A 24,364-nucleotide genomic window follows, 5' to 3' on the forward strand; every position below is an offset into this window, starting at 1 on the left:
TACGGGGTACTGGCCATAAATAGCAGTACCCACGTATAGGGAGTGGTTAAGCGGCTTAACGACGGGCCAACAGCAGCCCCAGTACCAGGCCTACGGCAGCACCCACGCCAATACCCTGCCACGGTTTTTCATGCACGTAATCATCGGCACGGTACACCGCTTTTTTGGCGCGGTAGTAGTAGTTATCAGACGCATGGCTGACGCGGTTTTTCACTTCATGCAGCGCCTGCTCGGCACGGGCTTTTAGCTCAATATATTTCTGATCGGCAGGGTCGCCCGAGGAACGTAACACCTCTTCCAGCGTTTCGCTCAGTAAGGCCAGGTCGTCGTCGATACGGGTATCCCAGGATTGAAATGACATATTTTTCTCCATGTTAGTACACCAGTTCGCTAACTATAGCCAACGACTCGCCATTACGCCTGCTTCGCTTCCCGCGCCATGCCGACGTGGGGAATGCCGTCTTCGTCGTATACTTCGGTGACCGGCACGAAACCAAAGTGGCCGTAGAAGGACTGCAGGTGCGCCTGCGCGCCCAGGTATAACGCCTTGTTCGGCCACTGTTTCTGGCATGCCTCCAGCGTTTTCTCCATCAGCTGATAGCCCAGTTTTTCACCGCGCGCTTTGCCGCTGATGATGACGCGGCCAATCACGACAGGCTCAAAATCGTCTTCGCTTTTCAGAATCCTCGCATACGCCACCAGCTCGTTATTCCGCCAGCCGAGGATATGGCGGTTCTCGCCGACGAGATCGTCGCCGTCGATGTCCTGATACGGGCAGGTCTGTTCAACCACGAACACTTCGCAGCGCAGTTTCAGCAGGGCGTAAAGTGAATGAACGGTGAGGTCACTATGGTGTAAATCTTGCCACTGGATCATGTCAGTCTCCTTCCTGGGGTTCATCACGTTATACTAAACCCCTCCCCGTTCAGCAAAGGGCTGATTGCGTTATGGAACTGATTTTTCTGGGTACGTCGGCGGGCGTGCCAACCCGCTCACGGAATGTGACGGCGATACTGCTGGATCTTAAACACCCCACCCGCGGCGGGCTGTGGCTGTTTGACTGTGGTGAAGGGACGCAGCATCAGCTGCTACACACCGCTTATCACCCCGGCAAGCTGGATAAAATTTTTATCACCCATCTGCATGGCGATCATCTGTTTGGCCTTCCCGGCCTGCTGTGCAGCCGCTCGATGGCCGGTAACGCCAACCCGCTGACGATTTACGGGCCTGCGGGTATTCGTGAATTTGTTGAAACCACGCTGCGCCTGAGCGGGTCGTGGACGGATTATCCGCTGGAGGTCGTTGAGATTAGCGAAGGCCTGATTTTCGATGACGGCGATTATAAGGTGAGTGCTCAGCCGCTCAATCACCCTGTCGAGTGCTATGGATACCGTATTGACGCGCATGACAAACCCGGCGCGCTGGATGCCGCCGCGCTAATGGCCGATGGCGTAAAACCCGGGCCGCTGTTCCAGCGCCTGAAGCACGGCGAGACCGTCACGCTGGAGGACGGGCGCGTCATCAATGGGCAGGATTATCTCGCCGCACCGCAGCCCGGCAAGAAGCTGGCGATCTTTGGCGACACGGCCCCGTGCCGGGCGGCGCTCACGCTTGCCCAGGGCGTGGACGTGATGGTGCATGAAGCGACGCTTGAAACGGCGATGGAAGAGAAAGCCAACGGCCGGGGCCATAGCTCCACGCGTCAGGCGGCACAGCTTGCCCGCGATGCGGGCGTCGGGAGGCTCATCGTCACCCACGTCAGCTCGCGCTACGACGCGCGGGGCTGTGAAAAGCTGCTGGCAGAGTGTCGCGCGGTGTTCCCGGAATGTGAGCTGGCCGAAGATTTCGCTCAGGTCAGCGTTTAGTCCTTCATTTTTCCCTCAGGATGCCGATAACGATTAAAAGGTCAGCATTTCTCTCGAGGGTAGAATGGATAATTTCCAGAAAGATATTGATGACAGGGCGAATCTGACCCTGTCGAACCGTTTTGAACTGTTGCTGTTCCGTCTTGGCACCTCTCTTAACGAAAATAAATCTGAGCTGTTTGGCATTAACGTCTTTAAGCTGCGTGAAATTGTGCCGATGCCGGAGTTCACGAAACCCGCCGGGATGAAATCACCGCTGATGGGAATGGTGAATATCCGCGATCAGGTGATCCCGGTGATTGACCTGGCCGCCGTGGCGGGCTGTAAGCCCACCACCGGGCTGAATATCCTGCTGATCACCGAATATGCGCGCAGCGTGCAGGCGTTTGCCGTGGAGTCGGTTGAGAACATCATGCGTCTGGACTGGAAGCAGGTGCACGCGGCGGAAACCGCCGTCAGCGGTCGCTATATCACCAGCATTGCCTGCCTGGATGAGAAAACGGATACCAACGATCTGGCGATGGTGCTGGACGTTGAGCAGATCCTGTATGACATCACCCCGGCCAACCACGATCTGCACGCCACCAATCTGAAAACCACTAAGTTCAATATCAAGCCGGGCGCGGTCGCGATTGTGGCGGAAGATTCCAAAGTGGCGCGTTCGATGCTGGAGAAAGGTCTGCAGGCGATGGAGATCCCAGCGCAGCTGCACATCACCGGCAAAGACGCGTGGGAAAAAATTGGCGTGCTGGCCGCACAGGCGCAGGCTGAGGGCGTGCCGATCACCGATAAGATCGCGCTGGTGCTGACCGACCTCGAAATGCCGGAGATGGACGGTTTTACGCTGACGCGCAAAATCAAAACCGACCCGGTTCTGAAGGATATTCCGGTGGTGATCCACTCTTCCCTTTCCGGCAACGCCAACGAAGACCATATTCGTAAGGTGAAAGCGGATGGCTACGTCGCGAAGTTTGAGCTGAACGAGCTGTCGTCAGTGATTGAGGAAGTGCTGGACCGCTCGATGAAGAAGATTGACGGGCCGTTGATTAGCCGTAAACAGCTGGCTTAGTCGGGTGGCGCTACGCTTACCCGACCTACAAAACCCGTAGGCCCTGCAAGCGTAGCGACGCTGGGCAATAAAAAACCCGCCGAGGCGGGTTTTTTGTTTTTACATCAGCGGCATCGCGCGCTGCACGATATCAATCAGCGGTTGCGGATAGATACCGAAGATCAGCACCAGCAGCGCGGAGATGAGTACCACGATACCACCAGCGCTGTACTGCCAGTTGCCTGGAGCATCACGATTGAGCTGCTGAGGTGCGCTCAGGTACAGGCTCACGGCCACGCGCAGGTAGTAGTACAGACCAATCGCGGAGCCGATCACCACGCCCGCGGTCAGCCACCACAGGTGCGCCTGCACACCGACGGCCAGCACGTAGAACTTACCGATGAAGCCCAGCGTCATCGGGATACCCGCCAGAGAGAGCATCATCACCGTCATCACGGCGGACAGGATCGGACGGTGCCAGAACAGACCACGGTAAGAGAACAGTGAATCGGCATCCGGACCACGGTACGGGCTGGACATCAGGCTCACCACGCCGAAGGCGCCGAGGCTGCTGAACAGGTAGCCGGCCAGATAGACGCCCACGGCTTCCATCGACATCTCACCGCTCTGCAGCGCAATCAGCGCCACCATCAGGTAGCCCAGATGAGAGATAGACGAGTAGCCCAGCAGACGCTTGATGTTGGTCTGGCTCAGCGCCATCAGGTTACCGAAGATGATGGAGACGAACGCGATGATGCCCAGCACCACGCGAACCGCTTCGCTGTCACCCACCGGCGCGTACAGGAACAGACGCATCACCACCCCGAAGATGGCGATTTTGCTCGCCGTCGCCAGGAAGGTCGACACCGGAGCCGGTGCACCCTGGTAGACGTCTGGCGTCCACAGGTGGAACGGGACCAGAGAGAGTTTGAAGCCAAGGCCAACAATCATCATGCCCAGACCCGCCAGCAGCAGCGGCTCATGCAGCATGCCGTCACCGAGGCTCTTGCCGAGCGCCATAAAGGAGAGGTTACCGGACTGTGCGTACACCAGCGCAATACCAAACAGCAGGAACGAGGACGCCGCCGCAGACAGGATGGTGTACTTGATGCTTGCTTCCAGCGAGCGCTTCTGGCGGAAGGCGTAACCAATCAGACCGAACAGCGGCAGAGAGATCAGCTCAATGCCGAGGAACAGCGCGGCCAGGTGGTTAGCATTCGCCAGCAGAATGCCGCCCAGCGCGGCAATCAGAACCAGCAGGTAAAACTCTTCTTTGTTGTCGTTGTAGCCTTCGAGCCACGGGTACGCAAAGGTACAGGTTGCCAGGCTCGCCAGCAGCACCAGACCGGTATACAGCATGGCGTAACCGTCAACGCGCATCAGCGGGGTGACGTCCATCGCCCCACCCTGGCCAACAAACCAGAGTGAGACTAACGCGGCGTTCAGGCCGATGACCGACAGCGTGGCATTCAGGAAGTGATTGCGTCGCCACGCAATGGAGAGCATCACAACCACCACCGTCAATCCGACGATCAGCAGCGGTAGCAGCGCGATCAGTTGTTGTGGAGTTATTGTCATGGCGAATTACGGCCTTGTAGTAGAAACAGAATTAACAAACCACTGCTGGATATTGCCCATCGCGCTGTGCGAGGTATCCAGAATCGGCTGCGGGAAGAAGCCCAGCAGCACCAGCAGTACGACCAGCAGCAGGATGATGAACAGCTCACGCAGCGACATCCCCGGCAGTTCTTGTGCAGCAATTTCGCTCTTCGCTTTACCGAAGTAAGCGCGGTGCAGCATCGCCAGCGAGTACACGGAAGCGAACACCAGACCAAAGGTGGAGATCACGGTAATCACCGGTACCACTTTGAAGCTGCCGAACAGAATCATAAATTCGCCGACGAAGTTACCGGTGCCCGGCATCCCCAGAGTCGCCACCGCGAAGAACATGGAGAGCGCTGGCAGCCACTTAATTTTGCTCCACAGACCGCCCATCATACGCATGTCGCGGGTGTGCAGACGTTCGTACAGCTGGCCGCACAGGATGAAGAGACCGGCTGCGGACAGACCGTGCGCAATCATCTGGATCACCGCACCCTGGTACGCCAGCTGGCTGCCGGTGTAGATAGCAATCAGCACGAAGCCCATGTGGGAAACGGAGGTGTAGGCAATCAGACGCTTGATGTCGTACTGGGTGAAAGCCATCCAGGCACCGTAGAAGATGCCGATCACACCCAGCCACATGGCAATCGGTGCGAACTCTGCGGAGGCGTTCGGGAACAGCGGCAGTGCAAAGCGCAGCAGACCGTAGGCCGCCGTTTTCAGCAAGATGCCCGCCAGGTCAACGGAACCCGCCGTTGGCGCCTGAGAGTGCGCGTCTGGCAGCCAGCCGTGCAGCGGAACCACCGGCATTTTCACCGCGAAAGCGATGAAGAAGCCCAGCATCAGCAGGTATTCTACGCCGTGCGACATTGGTGTCTTCAGCAGGTCTTCGTAGTTGAAGGTCCAGGTGCCGGTCGCGTTGTGGTGAACAAACACCAGCGCCAGAATGGCAATCAACATCACCAGACCACTCGCCTGGGTATAGATGAAGAACTTGGTTGCCGCCGTGATACGCGTTTTACCGTCGGACGCCTTGTGGCCCCACAGCGCGATCAGGAAGTACATCGGCACCAGCATCATCTCCCAGAAGAAGAAGAACAGGAACATGTCGATGGCAAGGAACACGCCGATCACGCCGCCCAGGATCCACATCAGGTTCAGGTGGAAGAAGCCCTGGTATTTTTCGATTTCTCGCCAGGAGCAAAGTACCGCCAGAACGCCGAGCAGGCCGGTCAGCACCACCATCAGCAGTGAGAGACCGTCAATCGCCAGGTGGATCGTAATGCCGAAACGCGGGATCCACGGCAGGATGAACTCAGACTGCCACTGCGGAATGCCCGCAGACTGGGTCAGTGAGTAACCGCCCTGCAACCACAGTTGCAGGCCAAGCGCGAGCGTCAATCCCATGGTGATCAGCGCGATCCAGCGCGGCATCTTCACGCCAAAGCGTTCAGTCTGCCAGCACAGGAAGCCGCCGATGAAGGGAATTAATATTAGCCAGGGTAGTAACATGGCGATTTACATTCCTTTTTAAGGCCCCCAGCAGGGGCCTGATTTTCAACGAATTCGAATAAAATTCACTTAACGATCAACGCAACACCATCAGCAGCGCCAGCACGACAACCGCACCGATGCTCATGGACGCCACATACCAGCGCAGGTAACCGTTCTCGCTGTACAGCAGGCCTTTGCCTGCAAAGCGGGAAAGGATCGCCGGGATGTTCATCAGGCTGTTCAGCGGGTCGCGCTTCAGCAGCCACGCGATGCCAAGGAACGGCTTAACGAAGATCATGTCGTACAGCCAGTCGAAGCCCCACGCGTTGTACCACCAGGTGCCCAGCAGACGGCCCGGCGCACTGTTGGCCACGGCAGTGACCAGCGTACGTTTGCCCAGCCACAGCCATGCCGCGATCAGGATGCCCGCGATAGCGACCACACCGGAGGTGATTTCAAGCGTCAGAACGCGACCGTGCTCAAGCTCGGTGGTGTCTGGCAGCACGCCCTGCAGCGGAGGCACAATCATCGCGCCAACGAAGGTGGACAGTACCAGCAGCACAATCAGCGGCAGGTGATGGGTAATCCCCTTCCCTGCGTGAGCGTGAATTTGTTCTTTACCGTGGAATACGATGAAAATCATACGGAAGGTATACAGGGAGGTCATGAACGCACCGACCAGACCCGCAACCATCAGATTGATATGACCATTCGCCATGGCCCCCGCAAGGATTTCATCCTTACTGAAGAAGCCCGCGGTGATCAGCGGCAGAGCCGCCAGCGCCGCGCCGCCCACCAGGAAGCAGACATACACCAGCGGAATGGACTTACGCAGTCCGCCCATTTTGAAGATGTTCTGCTCGTGATGGCAGGCCAGAATCACCGAACCGGATGAGAGGAACAGCAGCGCTTTAAAGAACGCGTGCGTCATCAGGTGGAAAATGGCCGCGTCCCACGCCTGAACGCCCAGCGCGAGGAACATGTAACCAATCTGGCTCATGGTGGAGTACGCGAGAACGCGCTTGATGTCGGTCTGCACCAGCGCGGCAAAGCCTGCCAGCACCAGCGTGACCGCACCGACGATACCCACCAGGTGCAGAATTTCCGGAGTCATCAGGAACAGGCCATGGGTACGCGCAATCAGGTACACACCGGCGGTAACCATGGTCGCAGCGTGGATTAGCGCGGAGACAGGGGTTGGACCCGCCATCGCGTCGGCCAGCCATGTCTGCAACGGCAGCTGCGCGGATTTACCCACGGCACCACCCAGCAGCATCAGCGTTGCCCACCACAGCATGTTGTTGCCTGCGGCGAAGTGCGCTGGCGCCAGTTCCACCATTTCGCGGAAGTTCAGCGTGCCCAGTTCGTTGTAAAGAATGAACAGCGCGAACGCGAGGAAGACGTCACCCACGCGGGTCACGACGAACGCTTTCATGGCCGCTGCGCCATTCTTCGGATCGGTATAGTAGAAACCGATCAGCAGGTAAGAACACAGACCCACGCCTTCCCAGCCCAGATACATCAGCAGCAGGTTATCGGCCAGCACCAGAACGACCATGCTGGCGATAAACAGGTTGGTGTAGGCGAAGAAGCGGGAGTAACCCTCTTCACCGCGCATATACCAGGAGGCGAACATGTGGATCAGGAAGCCGACGCCGGTGACCACGGAGAGCATAGTCAGCGAGAGACCATCCAGCACAAGGTTAAAACCGATGTTGAAATCACCGACCGACATCCAGGTCCACAGCGGCACGCTGAAAGGCTGACGCCCGTTGTTAAAGAAGTCGATACCCGCATACGCTGTCACCAGCGCGGCCAGGCCAACAGAGCCCATGCCGATGGTCGCAGACAGATTCTCAGACCAGCGGCCGCGAGAAAACGCCAGCAGCACGAAGCCAATCAGCGGAAAAATAATGGTTAAGGCAAGCATGTTCATCCACGCAACTCACTTACTGAATCGATGTTCAGATTCTGGCGGCGACGATGGAGCTGCAGCAACAGCGCCAGGCCAATACTCGCTTCGGCAGCCGCAAGGCTGATGGCGAGAATGTACATCACCTGACCATCGGTCTGGCCCCAGTAGCTTCCGGCGACCACGAAGGCCAGCGCGGAGGCGTTAATCATGATTTCCAGCCCGATCAGCATAAACAGCAGATTGCGGCGGATAACCAGACCAGTCAGACCCAGAACGAATAAAATCGCAGCGAGGATCAGTCCATGTGTTAAGGGGATCATGCGCGCTCCTCCGTTTTTCTTTTCGCGCGGTCGTCAGTGCGGTTGCTCAGCACCTCGCCAGCACGCTCTTCGCGGCCAACGTGGAAGGCCACAACCAGACCTGCCAGCAGCAGCATGGAGGCCAGTTCAACCGCCAGAACGTATGGGCCAAAGAGCGTAATACCGACCTCTTTAGCGCCGATCGGCGTGCCGTCGATGCCCTGATCATTAACACCCAGAATGGCGTACACGATCACCACCAGCATGATGGCCGACAAAATTGCCGGGCCGATCCACACCTGCGGTTTTAACCACTGACGTTCCTGCTCGATTTCAGAGCCGCCCAGGTTCAGCATCATCACGACGAACACGAACAGCACCATGATGGCCCCGGCGTAGACGATGATTTCCAGCGCACCGGCGAAGTGCGCGCCCAGTGCGAAGAACACCCCGGAAATGGCCAGCAGCGAGATGATTAAGTACAGCAGCGCATGCACCGGATTGGTGTGCGTGATCACTCGCAGCGTAGCCAGGATGGCGATAAGGCCACAGATATAAAAAGCGAATTCCATTGCCCTCTCCTTACGGTAACAGGCTCTTGACGTCGATAGGCTTGGCTTCGTTCTCTGCTTCGCCCTTATCTTTGCCGTCGATTGCCATACCCGCCATCCGGTAGAAGTTATATTCCGGGTATTTGCCCGGACCGGAAATCAGCAGATCCTCTTTCTCGTACACCAGGTCCTGACGCTTGTACTCACCCAGCTCGAAGTCTGGAGTCAGCTGAATCGCCGTGGTTGGGCACGCTTCTTCACACAGACCGCAGAAAATGCAGCGTGAGAAGTTGATGCGGAAGAACTCAGGGTACCAGCGGCCGTCTACCGTCTCGGCTTTCTGCAGAGAGATACAGCCAACCGGGCAAGCTACCGCACACAGGTTACAGGCAACGCAGCGCTCGGAGCCGTCCGGGTCGCGCGTCAGCACGATACGACCACGGTAGCGCGGCGGCAGATATACCGGCTCTTCCGGGTACATCCGGGTTTCGCGTTTGGCAAACGCGTGCAGGCCGATCATCCAGATACTGCGTACCTGGGTCCCGAAGCCTACCAGTAATTCTTTTAAGGTCATGGTCTATAGCCCCTTATGGCTGCTGCCAGAGAATGACAGCGGCCGTTACCAACAAGTTGACGAGCGTCAGCGGCAGGCACACTTTCCAGCCGAAGGACATTACCTGGTCATAACGCGGACGCGGTAACGCTGCGCGAATCAAAATGAACATCATCATGAAGAACGCGGTTTTCAGCGCGAACCAGATGAACGGCGGTAAGAACGGGCCATGCCAGCCACCGAAGAACAGCGTTACCATCAACGCGGAAATGGTGACGATACCGATGTACTCGCCCACGAAGAACAGACCGAATTTCATACCGGAATATTCGATGTGGTAACCGTCGGCCAGTTCCTGTTCGGCTTCTGGCTGGTCAAACGGGTGACGGTGACACACCGCCACGCCCGCGATGGCAAAGGTAATAAACCCAAAGAACTGCGGAATCACGTTCCAGATGTCGGCCTGGTTGTTGACGATGTCGGTCATGTTGAATGAACCGGCCTGCGCCACCACGCCCATCAGGGAGAGCCCCAAGAACACTTCGTAGCTCAGGGTCTGCGCAGACGCACGCATCGCACCCAGCAGCGAGTATTTGTTGTTACTGGACCAGCCTGCGAACAGGACCGCGTAAACCGCGAGGCCTGCCATCATCAGGAAGAACAGAATGCCGATGTTCAGGTCAGCGACCACCCAGGTTGGGCTGACTGGAACGATAGCAAACGCCAGCAGCAGCGAGGTGAAGGCGATCATCGGTGCCAGAGTAAAGATCACGCGATCCGAGAAGCGCGGGATCCAGTCCTCTTTAAAGAACATCTTGATCATGTCCGCGACCAGCTGGAGTGAACCACCCCAGCCCACGCGGTTCGGTCCGTAACGGTTCTGGAACAGACCGAGCAGACGACGTTCACCAAAGCTCATGAACGCGCCGCAGGTGACCACCACCAGCAGGATAACAATCGCTTTCAGAATGCTCAGCAGGATGTCGATAAGATCCGGCGTTAACCAACTCATGCTTTTGCCTCCTGCAGATTATCAAGACGCGCACCCGCCAGAACCGGCGCGATGCCAGGCATACCCATCGGCAGACCGACCTGCCCTGCTGTCAGACTTTCAGAAATAATCAGCGGCAGGCTGATGGTCTGGCCGTCATAGCTAAAGGCGATGCTCGCACCCGCGTTAACGCCAAGCTTGGCGGCATCCGCCGGGTTAAGCTTGATGTACGGCTGCGGCATGCGGGTCTGGAAGACCGGTGAACGCTGGGACAGCTCGTCGCTACCGAACAGGTGGTAGTACGGGGCAATACGCCAGCTACCGTCCTGCGCCTGGAAACTCGCCGGTACGGTGGTGAAGAAGTCCAGACCGGTTTCGGAGGCTTCAATCAGACGCACGCCCGGATCGCCGTGGCGCAGGGAGCCGCCCACTTCAGCCTGGAACTTGTTCCATGCCTGCGGGGAGTTCCAGCCCGGTGCCCATGCGAACGGGATTTGCGAACGCGGCGCAGACGGCTGGTTGTTCCCTTCCATGGAGAAGGCGAACATGGTGTCTTTATCCTGCGGCTGGCGCGGTTCGTGCACGCTGATATTGGCGCGCATTGCGGTACGGCCACTGTAACGGTGCGGTTCACGCGCCAGTTTCTGGCCGCGAATACGGAAGCTCGCTTCAGGCGCGGCATCTTTAATGCCCGCCAGCTGAGGCAGTTTTTCCACCACCGCGTCGATAACATGGTCGAGCTGCGTCCAGTCCACTTCACGGCTCTGCACGGTGCTGTGCAGGGAGTGCAGCCAGCGCCAGCTCTCCAGCATCACGGTGTTGCTGTCGTAGTACGACGGGTCATAAACCTGGAAGAAACGCTGCGCGCGGCCTTCGTTGTTGATAACGGTACCGTCGCTTTCTGCGAAGCTTGCCGCAGAGAGCACCAGGTGCGCTTTGTCCATAATCGCGGTGCGCTGATGGTCAATCACCATCACCAGCGGGGCTTTGGAGAGCGCGGCGTCTACGCGAGCGGCAGAAGCATGACGATGCAGGTCGTTTTCCAGCACCACCACGGCGTCAGCGGCACCGGATTCCAGTTCGCTCAACGCAGCTTCCAGCGAGCCGCCGCCAATCATGCCCAGACCAATGCTGTTCACCGCACGGGCAATCATGGTCACGCCAACGTCAGCACCGCGGCCTTTCAGAGCTTTGGCCACGTTCGCTGCGGCCTGAATGATCTCTGCGCTACCGGCGTTGGTACCGGAAATAATCAGCGGTTTCTTCGCACCGGCCAGGGCCTGAACAATCACGTCAACCTTGTTTTGCAGGTCGCGATCCAGCTCAACGGCCGGTGAGTTGTTGTCCAGCGCGTGGGCAATGGCAAAGCCAAGACGCGCCTGATCTTCAACCGGTGCGCAGTAGGTCCACGCCGCAATATCGTCCAGACGGGTATTGTCGACGTTGGTCACAAACAGAGGATGCTTCGCGCGCTGACCGATGTTCAGGATAGCCGCAATCTGCCAGTCAGCCACTTTTTGCGCCGCTGCCATTTCACGTGCTTTCCCCTTCACCGCCTGACGAACCGCCAGAGCCGCGCGTGCGCCGGTCTGGGTCAGGTCTTCACCCAGCACCAGAACCGCATCATAGGATTCAATTTCGCGCAGCGCAGGGGTATGGATACCGCCTTCACGCAGCACTTTCAGTACCAGCTGCAGACGTTCCTGCTCGCCCTGGGCGATGCCGGTATAGAAGTTTTCCGCCCCGACCAGCTCGCGCAGCGCGAAGTTGCTTTCGATGCTGGCGCGCGGGGAGCCGATACCAATCACTTTCTTCGACTGGCGCAGAATATCTGCCGCGCCCTGCATCGCCTGTTCAGCGTTCAGGGTAATGAAGTCGTCGCCACGGCGCTGAACCGGCTGACGCGGACGGTCCTTCAGGTTCACATAGCCATAGCCAAAACGACCGCGGTCACACAGGAAGTAGTGGTTAACGGTACCGTTGTAACGGTTTTCGATACGACGCAGTTCGCCGTAGCGCTCACCCGGGCTGGTGTTACAGCCGAGAGAACATTGCTGGCAGATGCTTGGCGCAAACTGCATGTCCCATTTACGGTTGTAACGCTCGGAGTGGGTCTTATCCGTGAAGACGCCGGTCGGGCAGATTTCTACCAGGTTACCGGAGAATTCGCTCTCCAGCACGCCGTCTTCCGGACGGCCGAAGTAGACGTTGTCATGTGCGCCATACACGCCCAGATCCTGACCGTCTGCATAGTCTTTGTAGTAACGCACGCAGCGGTAGCAGGCGATGCAGCGGTTCATTTCGTGAGAGATGAACGGCCCCAGGTCCTGGTTACGGTGAGTACGCTTGGTAAAGCGATAGCGACGGAAGCTGTGACCGGTCATCACGGTCATATCCTGAAGGTGGCAGTTACCGCCCTCTTCACAGACCGGGCAGTCGTGCGGGTGGTTGGTCATCAACCATTCCACAACGCTTTCACGGAACTGTTTGGCTTCTTCGTCATCAATCGAAATAAAGGTGCCTTCGGTGGCTGGCGTCATACAGGACATCACCAGGCGACCACGCGTGTCTTCCGCGTTTTGATATTGCTTCACCGCACACTGGCGGCAAGCACCGACGCTGCCCAGCGCCGGATGCCAGCAAAAGTACGGAATATCGAGGCCAAGAGACAGACAAGCTTCCAGCAGGTTGTCCGCCCCGTTGACTTCGTATTCTTTGCCGTCTACATGAATCGTAGCCATTAGCATGCTTCCAGTTGGCTCGGTCGAAACCGAGCGTTAATCAAAATTCTTGTCGTTACCAGCGCGCTTTAAGCAGGTTCGGCTGAATCCCATTGATCGCATGGGTATTGCTGAACGGCTGCTTGATGCCTGCTTCGAACTCGTCGCGGAAATATTTGATCGCGCTCTGCAGAGGTTCGACGGCACCCGGTGCGTGGGCACAGAAGGTTTTACCCGGGCCTAAGAATCGACACAGTTGCTCAAGTGTCTCGATATCGCCAGGCTGGCCTTCGCCACGTTCGATTGCACGCAGGATCTTCACGCTCCACGGCAGACCATCACGGCACGGTGTACACCAGCCGCAGGACTCACGGGCGAAGAACTCTTCCAGGTTACGCACCAGCGAGACCATGCCGATCTCGTGGTCGACGGCCATCGCCAGCGCCGTACCCAGACGGCTACCTGCTTTACCAATGCTTTCGAATTCCATCGGCAGGTCAAGGTGGGCTTCGGTCAGGAAGTCAGTCCCTGCCCCACCCGGCTGCCAGGCTTTGAATTTCAGGCCATCGCGCATGCCGCCCGCGTAGTCTTCAAGAATTTCACGTGCGGTGGTACCGAACGGCAGTTCCCAGACGCCAGGATTTTTCACGCGACCGGAGAAGCCCATCAGCTTGGTACCGGCATCTTTGCTTGAGGAGATGCCCTGATACCACTCCACGCCGTTCGCGAGGATAGCCGGAACGTTGCACAGGGTCTCGACGTTGTTGACGCAGGTCGGTTTACCCCACACGCCGGAGCTTGCCGGGAACGGTGGCTTGGAACGCGGGTTCGCACGGCGGCCTTCCAGGGAGTTAATCAGCGCGGTCTCTTCACCGCAGATATAACGCCCGGCACCGGTGTGCACGAACAGTTCGAAGTCAAACCCGGTGCCGAGAATGTTTTTACCCAGCAGGCCCGCTTCGGTGGCTTCGGCAATCGCGCGACGCAGGTTTTCTGCCGCTTCGATGTACTCACCGCGCAGGAAGATGTAGCCACGGTACGCTTTCAGCGCGAACGCGGAGATCAGCATGCCTTCCACCAGCAGGTGCGGCAGCTGCTCCATCAGCAGACGGTCTTTATAGGTACCCGGCTCCATTTCATCGGCGTTACACAGCAGGTAACGGATGTTCATGGATTCGTCTTTTGGCATCAGGCTCCACTTCAGACCGGTGGAGAAGCCCGCACCACCGCGGCCTTTCAGGCCAGACTCTTTTACCGCGTTAACGATGTCGTCCGGCGCCATGCCGCCAAGGGCTTTACGCGCACCGGCATAGCCGTTTTTGCTCTGATATTCGTCGAGCCATACCGGCTGTTTGTCATCACGCAGACGCCAGGTCAGTGGATGCGTCTCAGCAGTACGAATTACAGTTTTCATTTGTACTGCTCCAGCAGGTCAGGAATCGCTTCCGGCGTCAGATGGCTGTGAGTGTCCTCATCAATCATCATGGTCGGCCCCTTGTCGCAGTTACCCAGGCAGCAGGTTGGCAGCAGAGTAAAGCGACCATCGAATGTGGTCTGGCCCGGCTTGATATTGAGCTTCTTCTCAATCGCAGCCTGAATGCCCTGATAACCGGTGATGTGGCAGACCACGCTGTCACAGTAGCGGATCACATGGCGGCCTACCGGCTGACGGAAGATCTGGCTGTAGAACGTGGCTACGCCTTCTACGTCACTTGCCGGAATACCCAGCACTTTCGCGATCGCATAGATCGCCCCGTCCGGCACCCAACCACGCTGTTTCTGTACGATTTTCAGCGCTTCAATGGACGCCGCACGCGGGTCTTCGTAGTGGTGCATCTCGTGCTCAATGGCGGCACGTTCTGCTTCACTCAGCTCAAAAGCCTCGGTTTGTGGTTGTTGATTCTCGTGCATAATTAGCGGTCCACATCTGACATAACAAAATCGATACTACCCAGATACACAATCAGGTCGGAGACCAGACTGCCGCGGATGGCGGACGGGATCTGCTGCAGGTGCGCAAAGCTCGGCGTACGCACGCGGGTACGGTAGCTCATGGTGCTGCCGTCACTGGTCAGGTAGTAACTGTTAATACCCTTGGTCGCTTCAATCATCTGGAAGGATTCTTGCGCCGGCATGACCGGACCCCAGGAAACCTGCAGGAAGTGGGTGATCAGGGTTTCGATATGTTGCAGCGTGCGCTCTTTCGGTGGCGGCGTGGTCAGCGGGTGATCCGCCTTGAACGGGCCTTCCGGCATGTTGTTGAGGCACTGCTCAAGGATGCGCAGACTCTGACGCAGCTCTTCCACTTTCAGCATCACGCGGGTGTAGCAGTCGGAAACGCCGCCGCCCACCGGGACTTCAAAGTCGAAGTTCTCGTAGCCAGAGTAAGGACGGGCTTTACGCACGTCGAAATTAATACCGGTCGCACGCAGACCTGCACCTGTTGTCCCCCACTCCAGCGCCTCTTTGGCGCCATAGGCAGCAACGCCCTGGGAACGCCCTTTCAGGATGGTGTTACGCAGCGCGGCTTTCTCGTAGGAAGCCAGACGCTTCGGCATCCAGTCGAGGAATTCACGCAGCAGACGGTCCCAGCCGCGCGGCAGATCGTGTGCCACACCGCCGATACGGAACCAGGCCGGGTGCATACGGAAACCGGTAATGGCTTCTACCAGATCGTAAATTTTCTGGCGATCGGTAAAGGCGAAGAAGACCGGGGTCATCGCGCCGACGTCCTGAATGAACGTGGAGATGTACAGCAGGTGGCTGTTGATACGGAACAGTTCTGACAGCATGACGCGAATCACGTTAACGCGATCCGGCACGGTAATGCCTGCCAGTTTCTCAACGGCCAGTACGTATGGCATTTCGTTGACGCAGCCGCCGAGGTACTCGATACGGTCGGTATACGGAATGTAGCTGTGCCAGGACTGACGCTCGCCCATCTTCTCAGCACCACGGTGGTGGTAGCCGATGTCTGGCACGCAGTCGACAATCTCTTCGCCGTCGAGCTGAAGAATAATACGGAAAGCACCGTGCGCAGACGGGTGGTTCGGACCGAGGTTGAGGAACATGAAGTCCTCGTTGTCGGTACCGCGCTTCATGCCCCAGTCTTCCGGTTTGAAGGTCAGCGCCTCCATCTCCAGATCCTGCTTGGCTTTGGTCAGCTCAAACGGATCGAATTCGGTAGCACGTGCCGGGTAGTCTTTACGCAGCGGGTGGCCGGTCCAGGTCTGCGGCATCATGATGCGCGTCAGGTGTGGGTGGCCGTCGAAGGTCATGCCGAACATTTCCCATGTCTCACGCTCGTACCAGTTGGCGTTCGGGAAAAGTTTGGTGATCGTCGGCAGATGCATGTCGTTTTCAGACAATGCCACCTTGAGCATGATATCCGTATTACGGTCTATTGAGATCAGGTGGTAGAAAACGGAAAAATCCGCAGCAGGGAGACCCTGGCGGTGCGTTCTGAGACGTTCATCCATGCCGTGTAAGTCAAACAGCATGACGTATGGTTTTGGCAATTTCTTGAGGAAATCGACAACTTCCAGCAATTGTTCACGCTTCACCCAAACAACGGGTACCCCGGTGCGGGTAGCCTGAACAGTAAAGGCATCCGGCCCAAAACGGTTGCGCAGTTCGCCAATGACTGGGTCATCCAGATGATCCCGGGTCTGCCAGGCGGCTTCTTGCGCGGTTAAGTCGGTCATATTGTTCACCATTGCAAATGGTCCGTGGTGACTGTTGAGCCTGGCTTCGCGCTATTTGAGTAGTGATATGCGAAGGTGTTCTCCAGGCCTACAGGCGCAAATTAAATTTCGTCAGGCGTACGCAGATTGGTGACGGCAATACGTTCACCACGTTTACGCTCGCGCTCAGACTGCATGTTCGCGCGATACACACCCTGATCGCCAACGACCCACGACAGTGGGCGACGTTCTTTACCGATGGACTCCTGCAGCAGCATCAGCGCCTGCATATAGGCTTCCGGACGTGGCGGACAACCCGGGATGTACACATCCACTGGGATAAATTTATCTACGCCCTGTACGACGGAATAGATGTCGTACATACCGCCAGAGTTAGCACATGCGCCCATGGAGATAACCCATTTTGGCTCCAGCATCTGGTCATAAAGACGCTGAATAACAGGTGCCATCTTGGTAAAGCAGGTACCGGCCACCACCATCAGGTCAGCCTGACGTGGGGAAGCACGCAGTACCTCTGCCCCAAAACGCGCAACGTCATGCACCGCAGTGAATGACGTCACCATTTCAACGTAGCAGCAAGAAAGGCCAAAGTTGTAAGGCCAGATGGAGTTCTTACGACCCCAGTTGACCATATCGTGCATGGCATGTTCGAGTTTGCCCATGTACACGCTTTTATTGACTTCTTGCTCCAGGGGGTCGGTTACGATCTCCTGTTTTTGCAGGGGGTAACGGTCATTCTCACCGTTAGGATCTATGCGGGTGAGCGTATAATCCATCTTATTGCCTCGCTGTTACTGCTGACGATTAGAGATACTGTTTTCCGGGTTGATGTGTTCACGACGTGAACGCGCAGGCGTCCAGTCAAGCGCGCCAATACGCACCAGATAAACCAGACCGGCCAGTAGCACTAAAATGAAAATTGCGGCCTCGACAAAGCCCACCCAACCACTTTCGCGAATGGAGGTAGACCACGCGAAGAGGTAAAGCGCTTCCACGTCGAAGATGACGAAGAACATGGCTACCAGGTAGAACTTGGCAGACAGGCGTAAGCGAGCGGTACCTACTGAATCAATACCTGATTCAAAAGGTGTGTTTTTGTGCCTTGCACGGGCGCGACCGCCCAGGAACCAGCCGCCGACTAACATCAGGCAGCACAGGCCAATGGCTACAATAAGAAAGATTGCGAATGCCCAGTGATGAGCGATGACTTCTGTGGATGTTGACATACTCATTGCTTACTCATCAAAAGTGATACCAACGACACTGCTCTTGCTGGCAGATGGGCATCACATCGATTCATGGGGAGGAACAAATAACCTTACACTAACTGTCAGAAATGAGACGTAGACAGCAAAATGATGGGGTTTTTTACTCCTTTCTATAACCTATTGTCAACTTTAACAAAGGTTTCTTCACATTAAATTACATCGAGCGATTCTCATTAACATTTGGTGCCCTTTAACCCTGGTGGGTACATGACTTTCCGTCAAATGTATGTTGTTGAATCGTGTCCGTTTCGGAAGTAAAAAAAATAACCCTCCTATTTTGACAGGATTTGCCAACGATTCCTCCCCCCAAATAGGAGTATTTTCTTGATCTGCGACACGCTTTTGTTAATTCAACCTGGAAAACGGCAACATATTTCCTGTTTTTTTAACATAGGGGGGATATGGATGAAGTTAGAACGGAAAACGGATGAGTTTTAATCAAAAGCATTTAGCTTATTGATAAATAGAGGGTATCCCGGAAATCCACGCGGCATACGCGGGTATTATTGCTAAAAAAAAGCCACTGCATGTGAAAATCACACGAGTGGCTTTTTTTTACACTTACATTTTGTTACCAGAATTTTGAGCTGGCGATCACTCAAAATCCCCTTCAACGATCAGGGAATCATCCCCCCTTCGGAGGTAACGCGCTCGAACTGCCACGGGTTATGGTAGTTTTCCATCGCCTCGAACACCACCTTTGCCAGCTCGTTATGGCTGGACGAATTGTGGCAGAGCAGATATTCCGTATCCGGCAGCGTAGGCAGGCCATCGGATTTTCCGAGAACGCGCAGATCGGGACTCATCATTTCAACCGGGCGGGCGGTGACACCCAGACCGGCTTTCACGGCGGCACGCACCGCTGGCAGCGTGGACGCCACATACGCCAGACGCCACGGAATATTGGCCTCATTCAGCGCCGTCAGCACCATATCGCGGAACGGGCTCGGGTCATCCAGTAACACCAGCGGCACCGGCTCGCCTTTTTGCAGCACGTATTCGGCCGCGCAATACCAGTGTGTAGGTGATGTACGCAGCGTCAGGCAATCAAACTGCCCGGGACGATGCGTGGTGACCACCAGGTCGACTTTATTCTCATTTAACATCTCAACCATAAAAGCATTACGCTTTACGCTAACGTCCAGCGCAAGCTTCGGATAAACCGAACTGATGCGATTGAGAAGAAACGGCAATATAGTATCCGCCGACTCATCAGATGCACCTAACGTTAGCACGCCCTGAAGGTTGCTAAACATTAATGACATACATGCTTCATCATTAAAGCGAAGAATTTTCCTGGCATAACCCAGAAGCTGAATACCGTGTTCCGTTAAGAGCTTATTACGCCCGTGACGGGCAAATAGCTCTTTACCAACCAGTTGCTCCAGCCGCTGCATTTGCTGGCTGACGGCGGACTGAGTTCGGCAAACGGCGGCAGCAGCTGCTGCAAAAGTGTTGAGATCGGCGACCGCAACAAACGTTCTCAGCAGATCGAGGTCGAGATTCATTATCGGACGATTTGCATTTATCATATCTATTCACTTTCAGGTTGCTCGTGCGGAGCTGCCCGGGTTGAAGCTGTGTGTGTACAGTTAAGCAATTCCCTCTGAAGATTTTCCCTCGCATCCCGGCCCGGCAGACTGCCTGACAGATAGTTATTGTGCTGCTTTATATCAACAGTCAGAAAGCACGTTTCATGACGTTATTTTTATTCTCTTAAACGTTCAGGATATTTAGATGTTCGCAGGTTTATGTAAATTACATTAAAGGTATAACACCTTTTCTGCCATCTGTATCGCAGCGCTGTCAACGTAGCAGGAGATGTGCGACACATTCCAGCCAGAGATAACTCTAACAATAACAATCAATTAATTCAGAAAACCAGTGTCAGATATACAAAAAACGTGCATCTGTCCTCTGCTTTCCTTGAAGACATCTTAACCCAAATCCACTTTATTTATAAGTCTTATTGCAATATTAAGGATTAAAGAAGAATGTTAAGCTTCTAAACTAATTTTATTAAAATTAACTAAAGTTGCATTTTATAGGTTAATAATAAATAAATTTTAATTTAGATTAAGACTATTCATTAATGGCACTTAACATTAATTTCACATGAGTAACTTTTATCCACAGTATGCTATTACAGAAACAGGTATCAAGCATTCAGGTTTTACGAAAAGTCACTCAGGGTGATTGCCACCTCTGTCCAGCTTACCACTTTTTTTTAACAGCACATTATACAGTATTTTGGCAAATGGATAGCACATTTAACCTAACCTCTCGCTAAGCGCGCAACTTTAAGACAGTGAAAAAGCGCACGCGCAGCGAAAAAGATTCATCAATAATTTTCTCCGGGCACAAAATCTTCTCCTGCACACCCTTCAAAACGAAGCGAGGGGGGAGTACATTATTCCGTGCTGACTTCCACGGCAGGGAGCGGCAATAATAGCGAAAAGGTTAAAGGTTCATGTCCCCTATCGAAAAATCCAGCAAGCTAGATAACGTCTGTTATGACATCCGCGGCCCGGTTCTGAAAGAGGCAAAACGCCTTGAAGAAGAAGGCAACAAGGTTCTGAAACTCAACATTGGTAACCCTGCGCCATTTGGTTTTGAAGCGCCGGATGAAATTCTGGTTGATGTGATCCGCAACCTTCCGACTGCACAAGGCTATTGCGATTCAAAAGGACTTTACTCCGCACGTAAAGCCATTATGCAGCACTACCAGGCACGCGGTATGCGTGATGTTACCGTTGAAGATATCTATATCGGCAACGGCGTCTCCGAACTGATTGTGCAGGCAATGCAGGCCCTGCTGAACAGCGGGGACGAAATGCTGGTACCCGCGCCGGACTACCCGCTGTGGACGGCTGCCGTATCACTGTCCAGCGGTAAAGCAGTGCATTATCTGTGCGACGAATCCTCTGACTGGTTCCCGGACCTGGACGATATTCGCGCAAAAATTACGCCCCGCACGCGCGGCATTGTGATCATTAACCCGAACAACCCGACGGGCGCGGTCTACTCAAAAGAGCTGTTGCTGGAGATCGTCGAGCTGGCCCGCCAGCACAACCTGATCATCTTTGCAGACGAAATTTACGACAAGATCCTCTACGACGCGGCGCAGCACCATTCCATCGCCGCGCTGGCCCCGGACCTGCTGACCGTCACCTTTAACGGCCTGTCCAAAACCTACCGCGTGGCCGGTTTCCGCCAGGGCTGGATGGTGTTAAACGGTCCTAAAAAACACGCCAAAGGCTATATTGAAGGGCTGGAGATGCTGGCCTCCATGCGTTTATGCGCCAACGTGCCGGCGCAGCACGCGATCCAGACCGCGCTCGGCGGCTATCAGAGCATTAGCGAGTTTATCGTGCCCGGTGGACGCCTGTACGAACAGCGTAACCGCGCGTGGGAGCTGATCAACGATATCCCGGGCGTCTCCTGCGTGAAGCCGAACGGGGCGCTCTATATGTTCCCGAAAATTGACGCAAAGCGCTTCAATATCCACGACGACCAGAAAATGGTGCTCGATTTCCTGCTGCAGGAAAAAGTGCTGTTGGTCCAGGGCACGGCGTTTAACTGGCCGTGGCCGGATCATGTGCGTATCGTGACGCTGCCGCGCGAAGATGACCTGGAAATGGCCATCAGCCGTTTCGGCCGCTTCCTCTCCGGATACCATCAGTAACGTTGCCTTTCTGCCGGGTGGCGCTGCGCTTACCCGGCCTGCAAAATCCGCAAATTTGCATCTTGCCTCCCCTCCCCGCACAATGAACGCCTGTCGCAGTGAAGACAAAAGGTAACCTATGAGTCAGAGTCATTTCTTTGCCCACCTCTCCCGCCTGAAACTCATCAACCGCTGGCCGCTGATGCGCAATGTCCGTACGGAAAATGTGTCAGAGCACAGTCTGCAGGTTGCGATGGTCGCTCACGCGCTTGCCGCCATTAAAAACCGCAAATTCAACGGTCAGGTTAATGCGGAACGCATTGCCCTGCTGGCGATGTACCACGATGCGTCAGAAGTGCTGACCGGCGACCTGCCTACGCCGGTGAAATATTTCAATTCGCAGATTGCGCAGGAATATAAGGCCATTGAGAAAATTGCCCAGCAGAAGCTGATTGAGATGGTGCCCGAAGAGCTTCGTGATATTTTCGAGCCGCTTATCAACGAGCATCAGTACACGGAAGAGGAGAAGTCGCTGGTCAAACAGGCCGACGCGCTGTGTGCCTATCTGAAGTGTCTCGAAGAGTTGTCCGCAGGGAATAACGAATTCTTGCTGGCGAAAACGCGCCTGGAAAAAACGCTGGAATCCCGCCGCAGCGAAGAGATGGATTACTTTATGCAGGTGTTTGTACCGAGCTTCCATTTATCGCTGGATGAGATTAGCCAGGATTCTCCCCTCTGATTTTCGCCCAGCGGCGCTGCGCTTGCAGGGCCTACGGGGTTGTAGGCCGGGTAAGGCGCAGCCGCCACCCGGCAGGATGCTCAGAACGGGAACAGGACCGGTATCAATACCACGCACACCACCATCACCAGCACGGTGAACGGCACGCCCAGCTTAACGAAATCACTGAACCGGTAGTTCCCCGGTCCCAGCACCAGCGTGTTCACGGGTGAAGAGACCGGCGTCATAAACGCCGCGGAAGCGGCCATCGCCACCATCATCGCAAACGGATACGGCGATACGCCCATGGACTTCGCCATCGCCAGGGCGATAGGTGCCATCAGTACCGCCGTCGCGGTGTTCGAGATAAACAGGCCGATAGTGGCGCACATGATAAACAGGCAGACCATCATCATGTACGGCCCATATCCGCCGCCCACGTCCATTAAGCCTTTAACGATCAGATCCACCCCGCCGGTTTTTTGCAGCGCCAGGGCAAAAGGCATCATCCCGACAATGAGAATGATGCTCGGCCAGTGAATGGCTTTATAGGCGCTTTCGGCGTCAATGCAGCGGAATTTACCCATCAACAGGCAGGCGATGATTGCCGCTACCGGATTGGGGATCTCATCGGTCAGCATCAGCGCCACCATCAATACCAGGCAAAAAATCGCATGGGGCGCCTGGCTGTGGGCCGGGGAGGCGTCGCTCTCCTCAACGGGCATGTTGAGCACCACAAAATCACGCCCTTTTTGCCCGAGCTGGCTAATCAGCTTCCAGTTACCGACGACGAGAAAAATATCGCCCAGCAGGATCGGCTCATCCACCACCGCCCCTTCCATCGCCACGCCATCGCGCTTCAGCCCCACGACGTTCAGGCCATAGCGGGTACGGAACCCCATCTCCCGCACGGTTTTACCCAGCAGTTCCGACTCCGGGATCAGCGACACCTCGGCCATGCCGACATCCAGCGCCTGATCGGAGAAATACTCCCCGCGCAGCACCATCGGCTCCAGCAGCTGTTCGCTGCAGAACTCGCGCAGGTCCACATCCGCGGTGGACATATCAATCAGCAGGACGTCACGCGCGCGGAATTCCGACACCCCGTTGACGTTGACGATCACCCGGCGAAACCGTCGCCAGCGCTCTACGCCGATCACATTCGCGCCATAGCGCTCACGCAGCTTCAGGTCATCAAGCCGCTGCCCCACCATCGGCGAGCCGGGCCGGATCGCCAGACGGCGCGCGCGCCCGGTAAGGCGGTACTCCTTAATCAGATCGCGGAAGGTGCGTCGCTTCCATCCTTCTTTATTTTTGTCCTGTTTTTCACCTTTCAGGGCAAAACGGGTCAGCAGCATGTAGACCACGCCCATGACCAGAATGACCAGCCCAAGCGGGGTGACGCTGAAAAAGCTAAAGCCCTCAAATCCTTCCCGGATCAGTTCGCTGTTGACCACCAGGTTCGGCGGCGTGGCCACCAGGGTCATCATGCCGCTGATAAGCCCGGCAAAGCTCAGGGGCATCATCAGGCGCGACGGCGAGCTCTGCATCCGCATGGAGACGCTCAGCACCACCGGGATAAAGATAGCGACCACGCCCGTGGAGCTCATAAACGCCCCCAGCCCGGCGACGGTCACCATCAGGTAGATCAGCATCTTGGTTTCGCTGCTGCCCGCCACTTTTACCAGCCACGCACCCATAATGGTCGCTACGCCGGTGCGCACCAGACCATCCCCGATGATAAACAGGGCGGCAATCAGGATAACGTTGGGATCGCTAAATCCGGAGAACGCTTCCGGCAGCGTAAGCGTTCCGCTCAGCACAAACGCGACGATGACAAACAGGGCGACGGCGTCCATGCGAACCTTGCCCGTGGCAAAAAGAATGATGGCGATTAAAAGCAGGCTCAGGACCCAAATCAGTTCACCGTTCACAACCTATCCTTGTCAGTGGAAGATGAGAAATTTTGCCA

At 56.0% G+C, this 24,364-nt stretch carries 20 protein-coding genes and 1 pseudogene; 4 read left to right on the top strand and 17 right to left on the bottom strand.

Going from position 1 to position 24,364, the window contains the following annotated elements; all coding sequences use genetic code 11:
• Positions 1 to 55: 55 nt before the first annotated feature.
• Both elaB and BFV67_RS15270 read right to left on the bottom strand, forming a co-directional pair.
• Positions 56 to 361 (bottom strand): stress response protein ElaB, encoded by a 306-nt coding sequence (gene elaB, locus BFV67_RS15265; protein ID WP_045351798.1) that lies wholly within the window; start codon positions 359 to 361, stop codon positions 56 to 58.
• 53 nt (positions 362 to 414) lie between these two features.
• The gene (locus BFV67_RS15270) at positions 415 to 876 is read right to left on the bottom strand and encodes a GNAT family N-acetyltransferase (RefSeq protein ID WP_044597879.1); all 462 of its coding nucleotides are present in this window, start codon (positions 874 to 876) and stop codon (positions 415 to 417) included.
• Positions 877 to 947: 71 nt separating this feature from the next.
• Here BFV67_RS15270 and rbn point away from each other — a divergent pair, with 71 nt between their 5' ends.
• Entirely contained in the window at positions 948 to 1,865 is a 918-nt protein-coding gene (gene rbn / locus BFV67_RS15275) for a ribonuclease BN (RefSeq protein ID WP_069598618.1), read from the top strand.
• A 64-nt stretch (positions 1,866 to 1,929) separates the two neighbouring features.
• Positions 1,930 to 2,934 carry a chemotaxis protein gene (locus BFV67_RS15280; RefSeq protein ID WP_008500216.1) on the top strand — a complete coding sequence of 335 codons (1,005 nt, stop codon included), beginning with the start codon at positions 1,930 to 1,932 and terminating at the stop codon, positions 2,932 to 2,934.
• A gap of 99 nt (positions 2,935 to 3,033) precedes the next feature.
• Here BFV67_RS15280 and nuoN read toward each other — a convergent pair whose 3' ends face one another.
• From nuoN to lrhA, 14 genes and pseudogenes are all read right to left on the bottom strand, one after another.
• On the bottom strand, positions 3,034 to 4,491 hold the full coding sequence (nuoN, locus tag BFV67_RS15285; protein ID WP_008500215.1) for an NADH-quinone oxidoreductase subunit NuoN: 1,458 nt from the start codon (positions 4,489 to 4,491) through the stop codon (positions 3,034 to 3,036).
• Positions 4,492 to 4,497: 6 nt separating this feature from the next.
• Positions 4,498 to 6,027, bottom strand: coding sequence for an NADH-quinone oxidoreductase subunit M (nuoM, locus tag BFV67_RS15290; RefSeq protein WP_008500214.1), 1,530 nt, complete (start codon positions 6,025 to 6,027; stop codon positions 4,498 to 4,500).
• Between the two features lie 76 nt (positions 6,028 to 6,103).
• Positions 6,104 to 7,945 carry an NADH-quinone oxidoreductase subunit L gene (gene nuoL, locus BFV67_RS15295; RefSeq protein WP_069598619.1) on the bottom strand — a complete coding sequence of 614 codons (1,842 nt, stop codon included), beginning with the start codon at positions 7,943 to 7,945 and terminating at the stop codon, positions 6,104 to 6,106.
• On the bottom strand, positions 7,942 to 8,244 hold the full coding sequence (gene nuoK, locus BFV67_RS15300) for an NADH-quinone oxidoreductase subunit NuoK (RefSeq protein WP_003861496.1): 303 nt from the start codon (positions 8,242 to 8,244) through the stop codon (positions 7,942 to 7,944). Before nuoK ends, nuoL begins: the two co-directional genes overlap by 4 nt.
• Positions 8,241 to 8,795 (bottom strand): NADH-quinone oxidoreductase subunit J, encoded by a 555-nt coding sequence (gene nuoJ / locus BFV67_RS15305; RefSeq protein ID WP_008500212.1) that lies wholly within the window; start codon positions 8,793 to 8,795, stop codon positions 8,241 to 8,243. The genes nuoK and nuoJ overlap by 4 nt, the downstream gene beginning before the upstream one ends.
• Positions 8,796 to 8,805: 10 nt before the next feature.
• Positions 8,806 to 9,348, bottom strand: coding sequence for an NADH-quinone oxidoreductase subunit NuoI (nuoI, locus tag BFV67_RS15310; protein WP_003861491.1), 543 nt, complete (start codon positions 9,346 to 9,348; stop codon positions 8,806 to 8,808).
• A gap of 13 nt (positions 9,349 to 9,361) precedes the next feature.
• Entirely contained in the window at positions 9,362 to 10,339 is a 978-nt protein-coding gene (nuoH, locus tag BFV67_RS15315; RefSeq protein ID WP_008500211.1) for an NADH-quinone oxidoreductase subunit NuoH, read from the bottom strand.
• Complete coding sequence (gene nuoG / locus BFV67_RS15320) at positions 10,336 to 13,059, bottom strand: NADH-quinone oxidoreductase subunit NuoG (protein ID WP_023294119.1); 2,724 nt, start codon at positions 13,057 to 13,059, stop codon at positions 10,336 to 10,338. Before nuoG ends, nuoH begins: the two co-directional genes overlap by 4 nt.
• 55 nt (positions 13,060 to 13,114) lie before the next feature.
• Positions 13,115 to 14,452, bottom strand: a complete 1,338-nt coding sequence (nuoF, locus tag BFV67_RS15325; RefSeq protein ID WP_008500209.1) for an NADH-quinone oxidoreductase subunit NuoF — start codon at positions 14,450 to 14,452, stop codon at positions 13,115 to 13,117.
• Complete coding sequence (gene nuoE, locus BFV67_RS15330; protein ID WP_008500208.1) at positions 14,449 to 14,949, bottom strand: NADH-quinone oxidoreductase subunit NuoE; 501 nt, start codon at positions 14,947 to 14,949, stop codon at positions 14,449 to 14,451. Before nuoE ends, nuoF begins: the two co-directional genes overlap by 4 nt.
• 2 nt (positions 14,950 to 14,951) lie before the next feature.
• Complete coding sequence (gene nuoC, locus BFV67_RS15335) at positions 14,952 to 16,754, bottom strand: NADH-quinone oxidoreductase subunit C/D (RefSeq protein WP_021241556.1); 1,803 nt, start codon at positions 16,752 to 16,754, stop codon at positions 14,952 to 14,954.
• An 89-nt stretch (positions 16,755 to 16,843) separates the two neighbouring features.
• Positions 16,844 to 17,518: an NADH-quinone oxidoreductase subunit NuoB gene (gene nuoB / locus BFV67_RS15340; RefSeq protein WP_003861482.1), complete on the bottom strand. Its 675-nt coding sequence runs from the start codon at positions 17,516 to 17,518 to the stop codon at positions 16,844 to 16,846.
• A 15-nt stretch (positions 17,519 to 17,533) separates the two neighbouring features.
• A complete protein-coding gene (gene nuoA / locus BFV67_RS15345) occupies positions 17,534 to 17,974 on the bottom strand; it encodes an NADH-quinone oxidoreductase subunit NuoA (RefSeq protein ID WP_006176516.1) in 441 nt (146 codons plus the stop codon).
• Between the two features lie 630 nt (positions 17,975 to 18,604).
• Positions 18,605 to 19,542: pseudogene (gene lrhA / locus BFV67_RS15350) on the bottom strand (transcriptional regulator LrhA).
• A 938-nt stretch (positions 19,543 to 20,480) separates the two neighbouring features.
• Between lrhA and alaA the strand changes: the two are divergent.
• Both alaA and yfbR read left to right on the top strand, forming a co-directional pair.
• On the top strand, positions 20,481 to 21,695 hold the full coding sequence (gene alaA / locus BFV67_RS15355) for an alanine transaminase AlaA (protein WP_069598620.1): 1,215 nt from the start codon (positions 20,481 to 20,483) through the stop codon (positions 21,693 to 21,695).
• Positions 21,696 to 21,813: 118 nt separating this feature from the next.
• Positions 21,814 to 22,413, top strand: coding sequence for a 5'-deoxynucleotidase (gene yfbR / locus BFV67_RS15360; protein ID WP_023344588.1), 600 nt, complete (start codon positions 21,814 to 21,816; stop codon positions 22,411 to 22,413).
• Positions 22,414 to 22,493: 80 nt separating this feature from the next.
• Here yfbR and BFV67_RS15365 read toward each other — a convergent pair whose 3' ends face one another.
• Positions 22,494 to 24,326 carry an SLC13 family permease gene (locus BFV67_RS15365; protein ID WP_021241559.1) on the bottom strand — a complete coding sequence of 611 codons (1,833 nt, stop codon included), beginning with the start codon at positions 24,324 to 24,326 and terminating at the stop codon, positions 22,494 to 22,496.
• Positions 24,327 to 24,364 lie beyond the last annotated feature (38 nt).

The sequence above is a fragment of the Enterobacter roggenkampii genome (assembly GCF_001729805.1).
GTDB classification, from domain to species: Bacteria; Pseudomonadota; Gammaproteobacteria; order Enterobacterales; family Enterobacteriaceae; genus Enterobacter; species Enterobacter roggenkampii.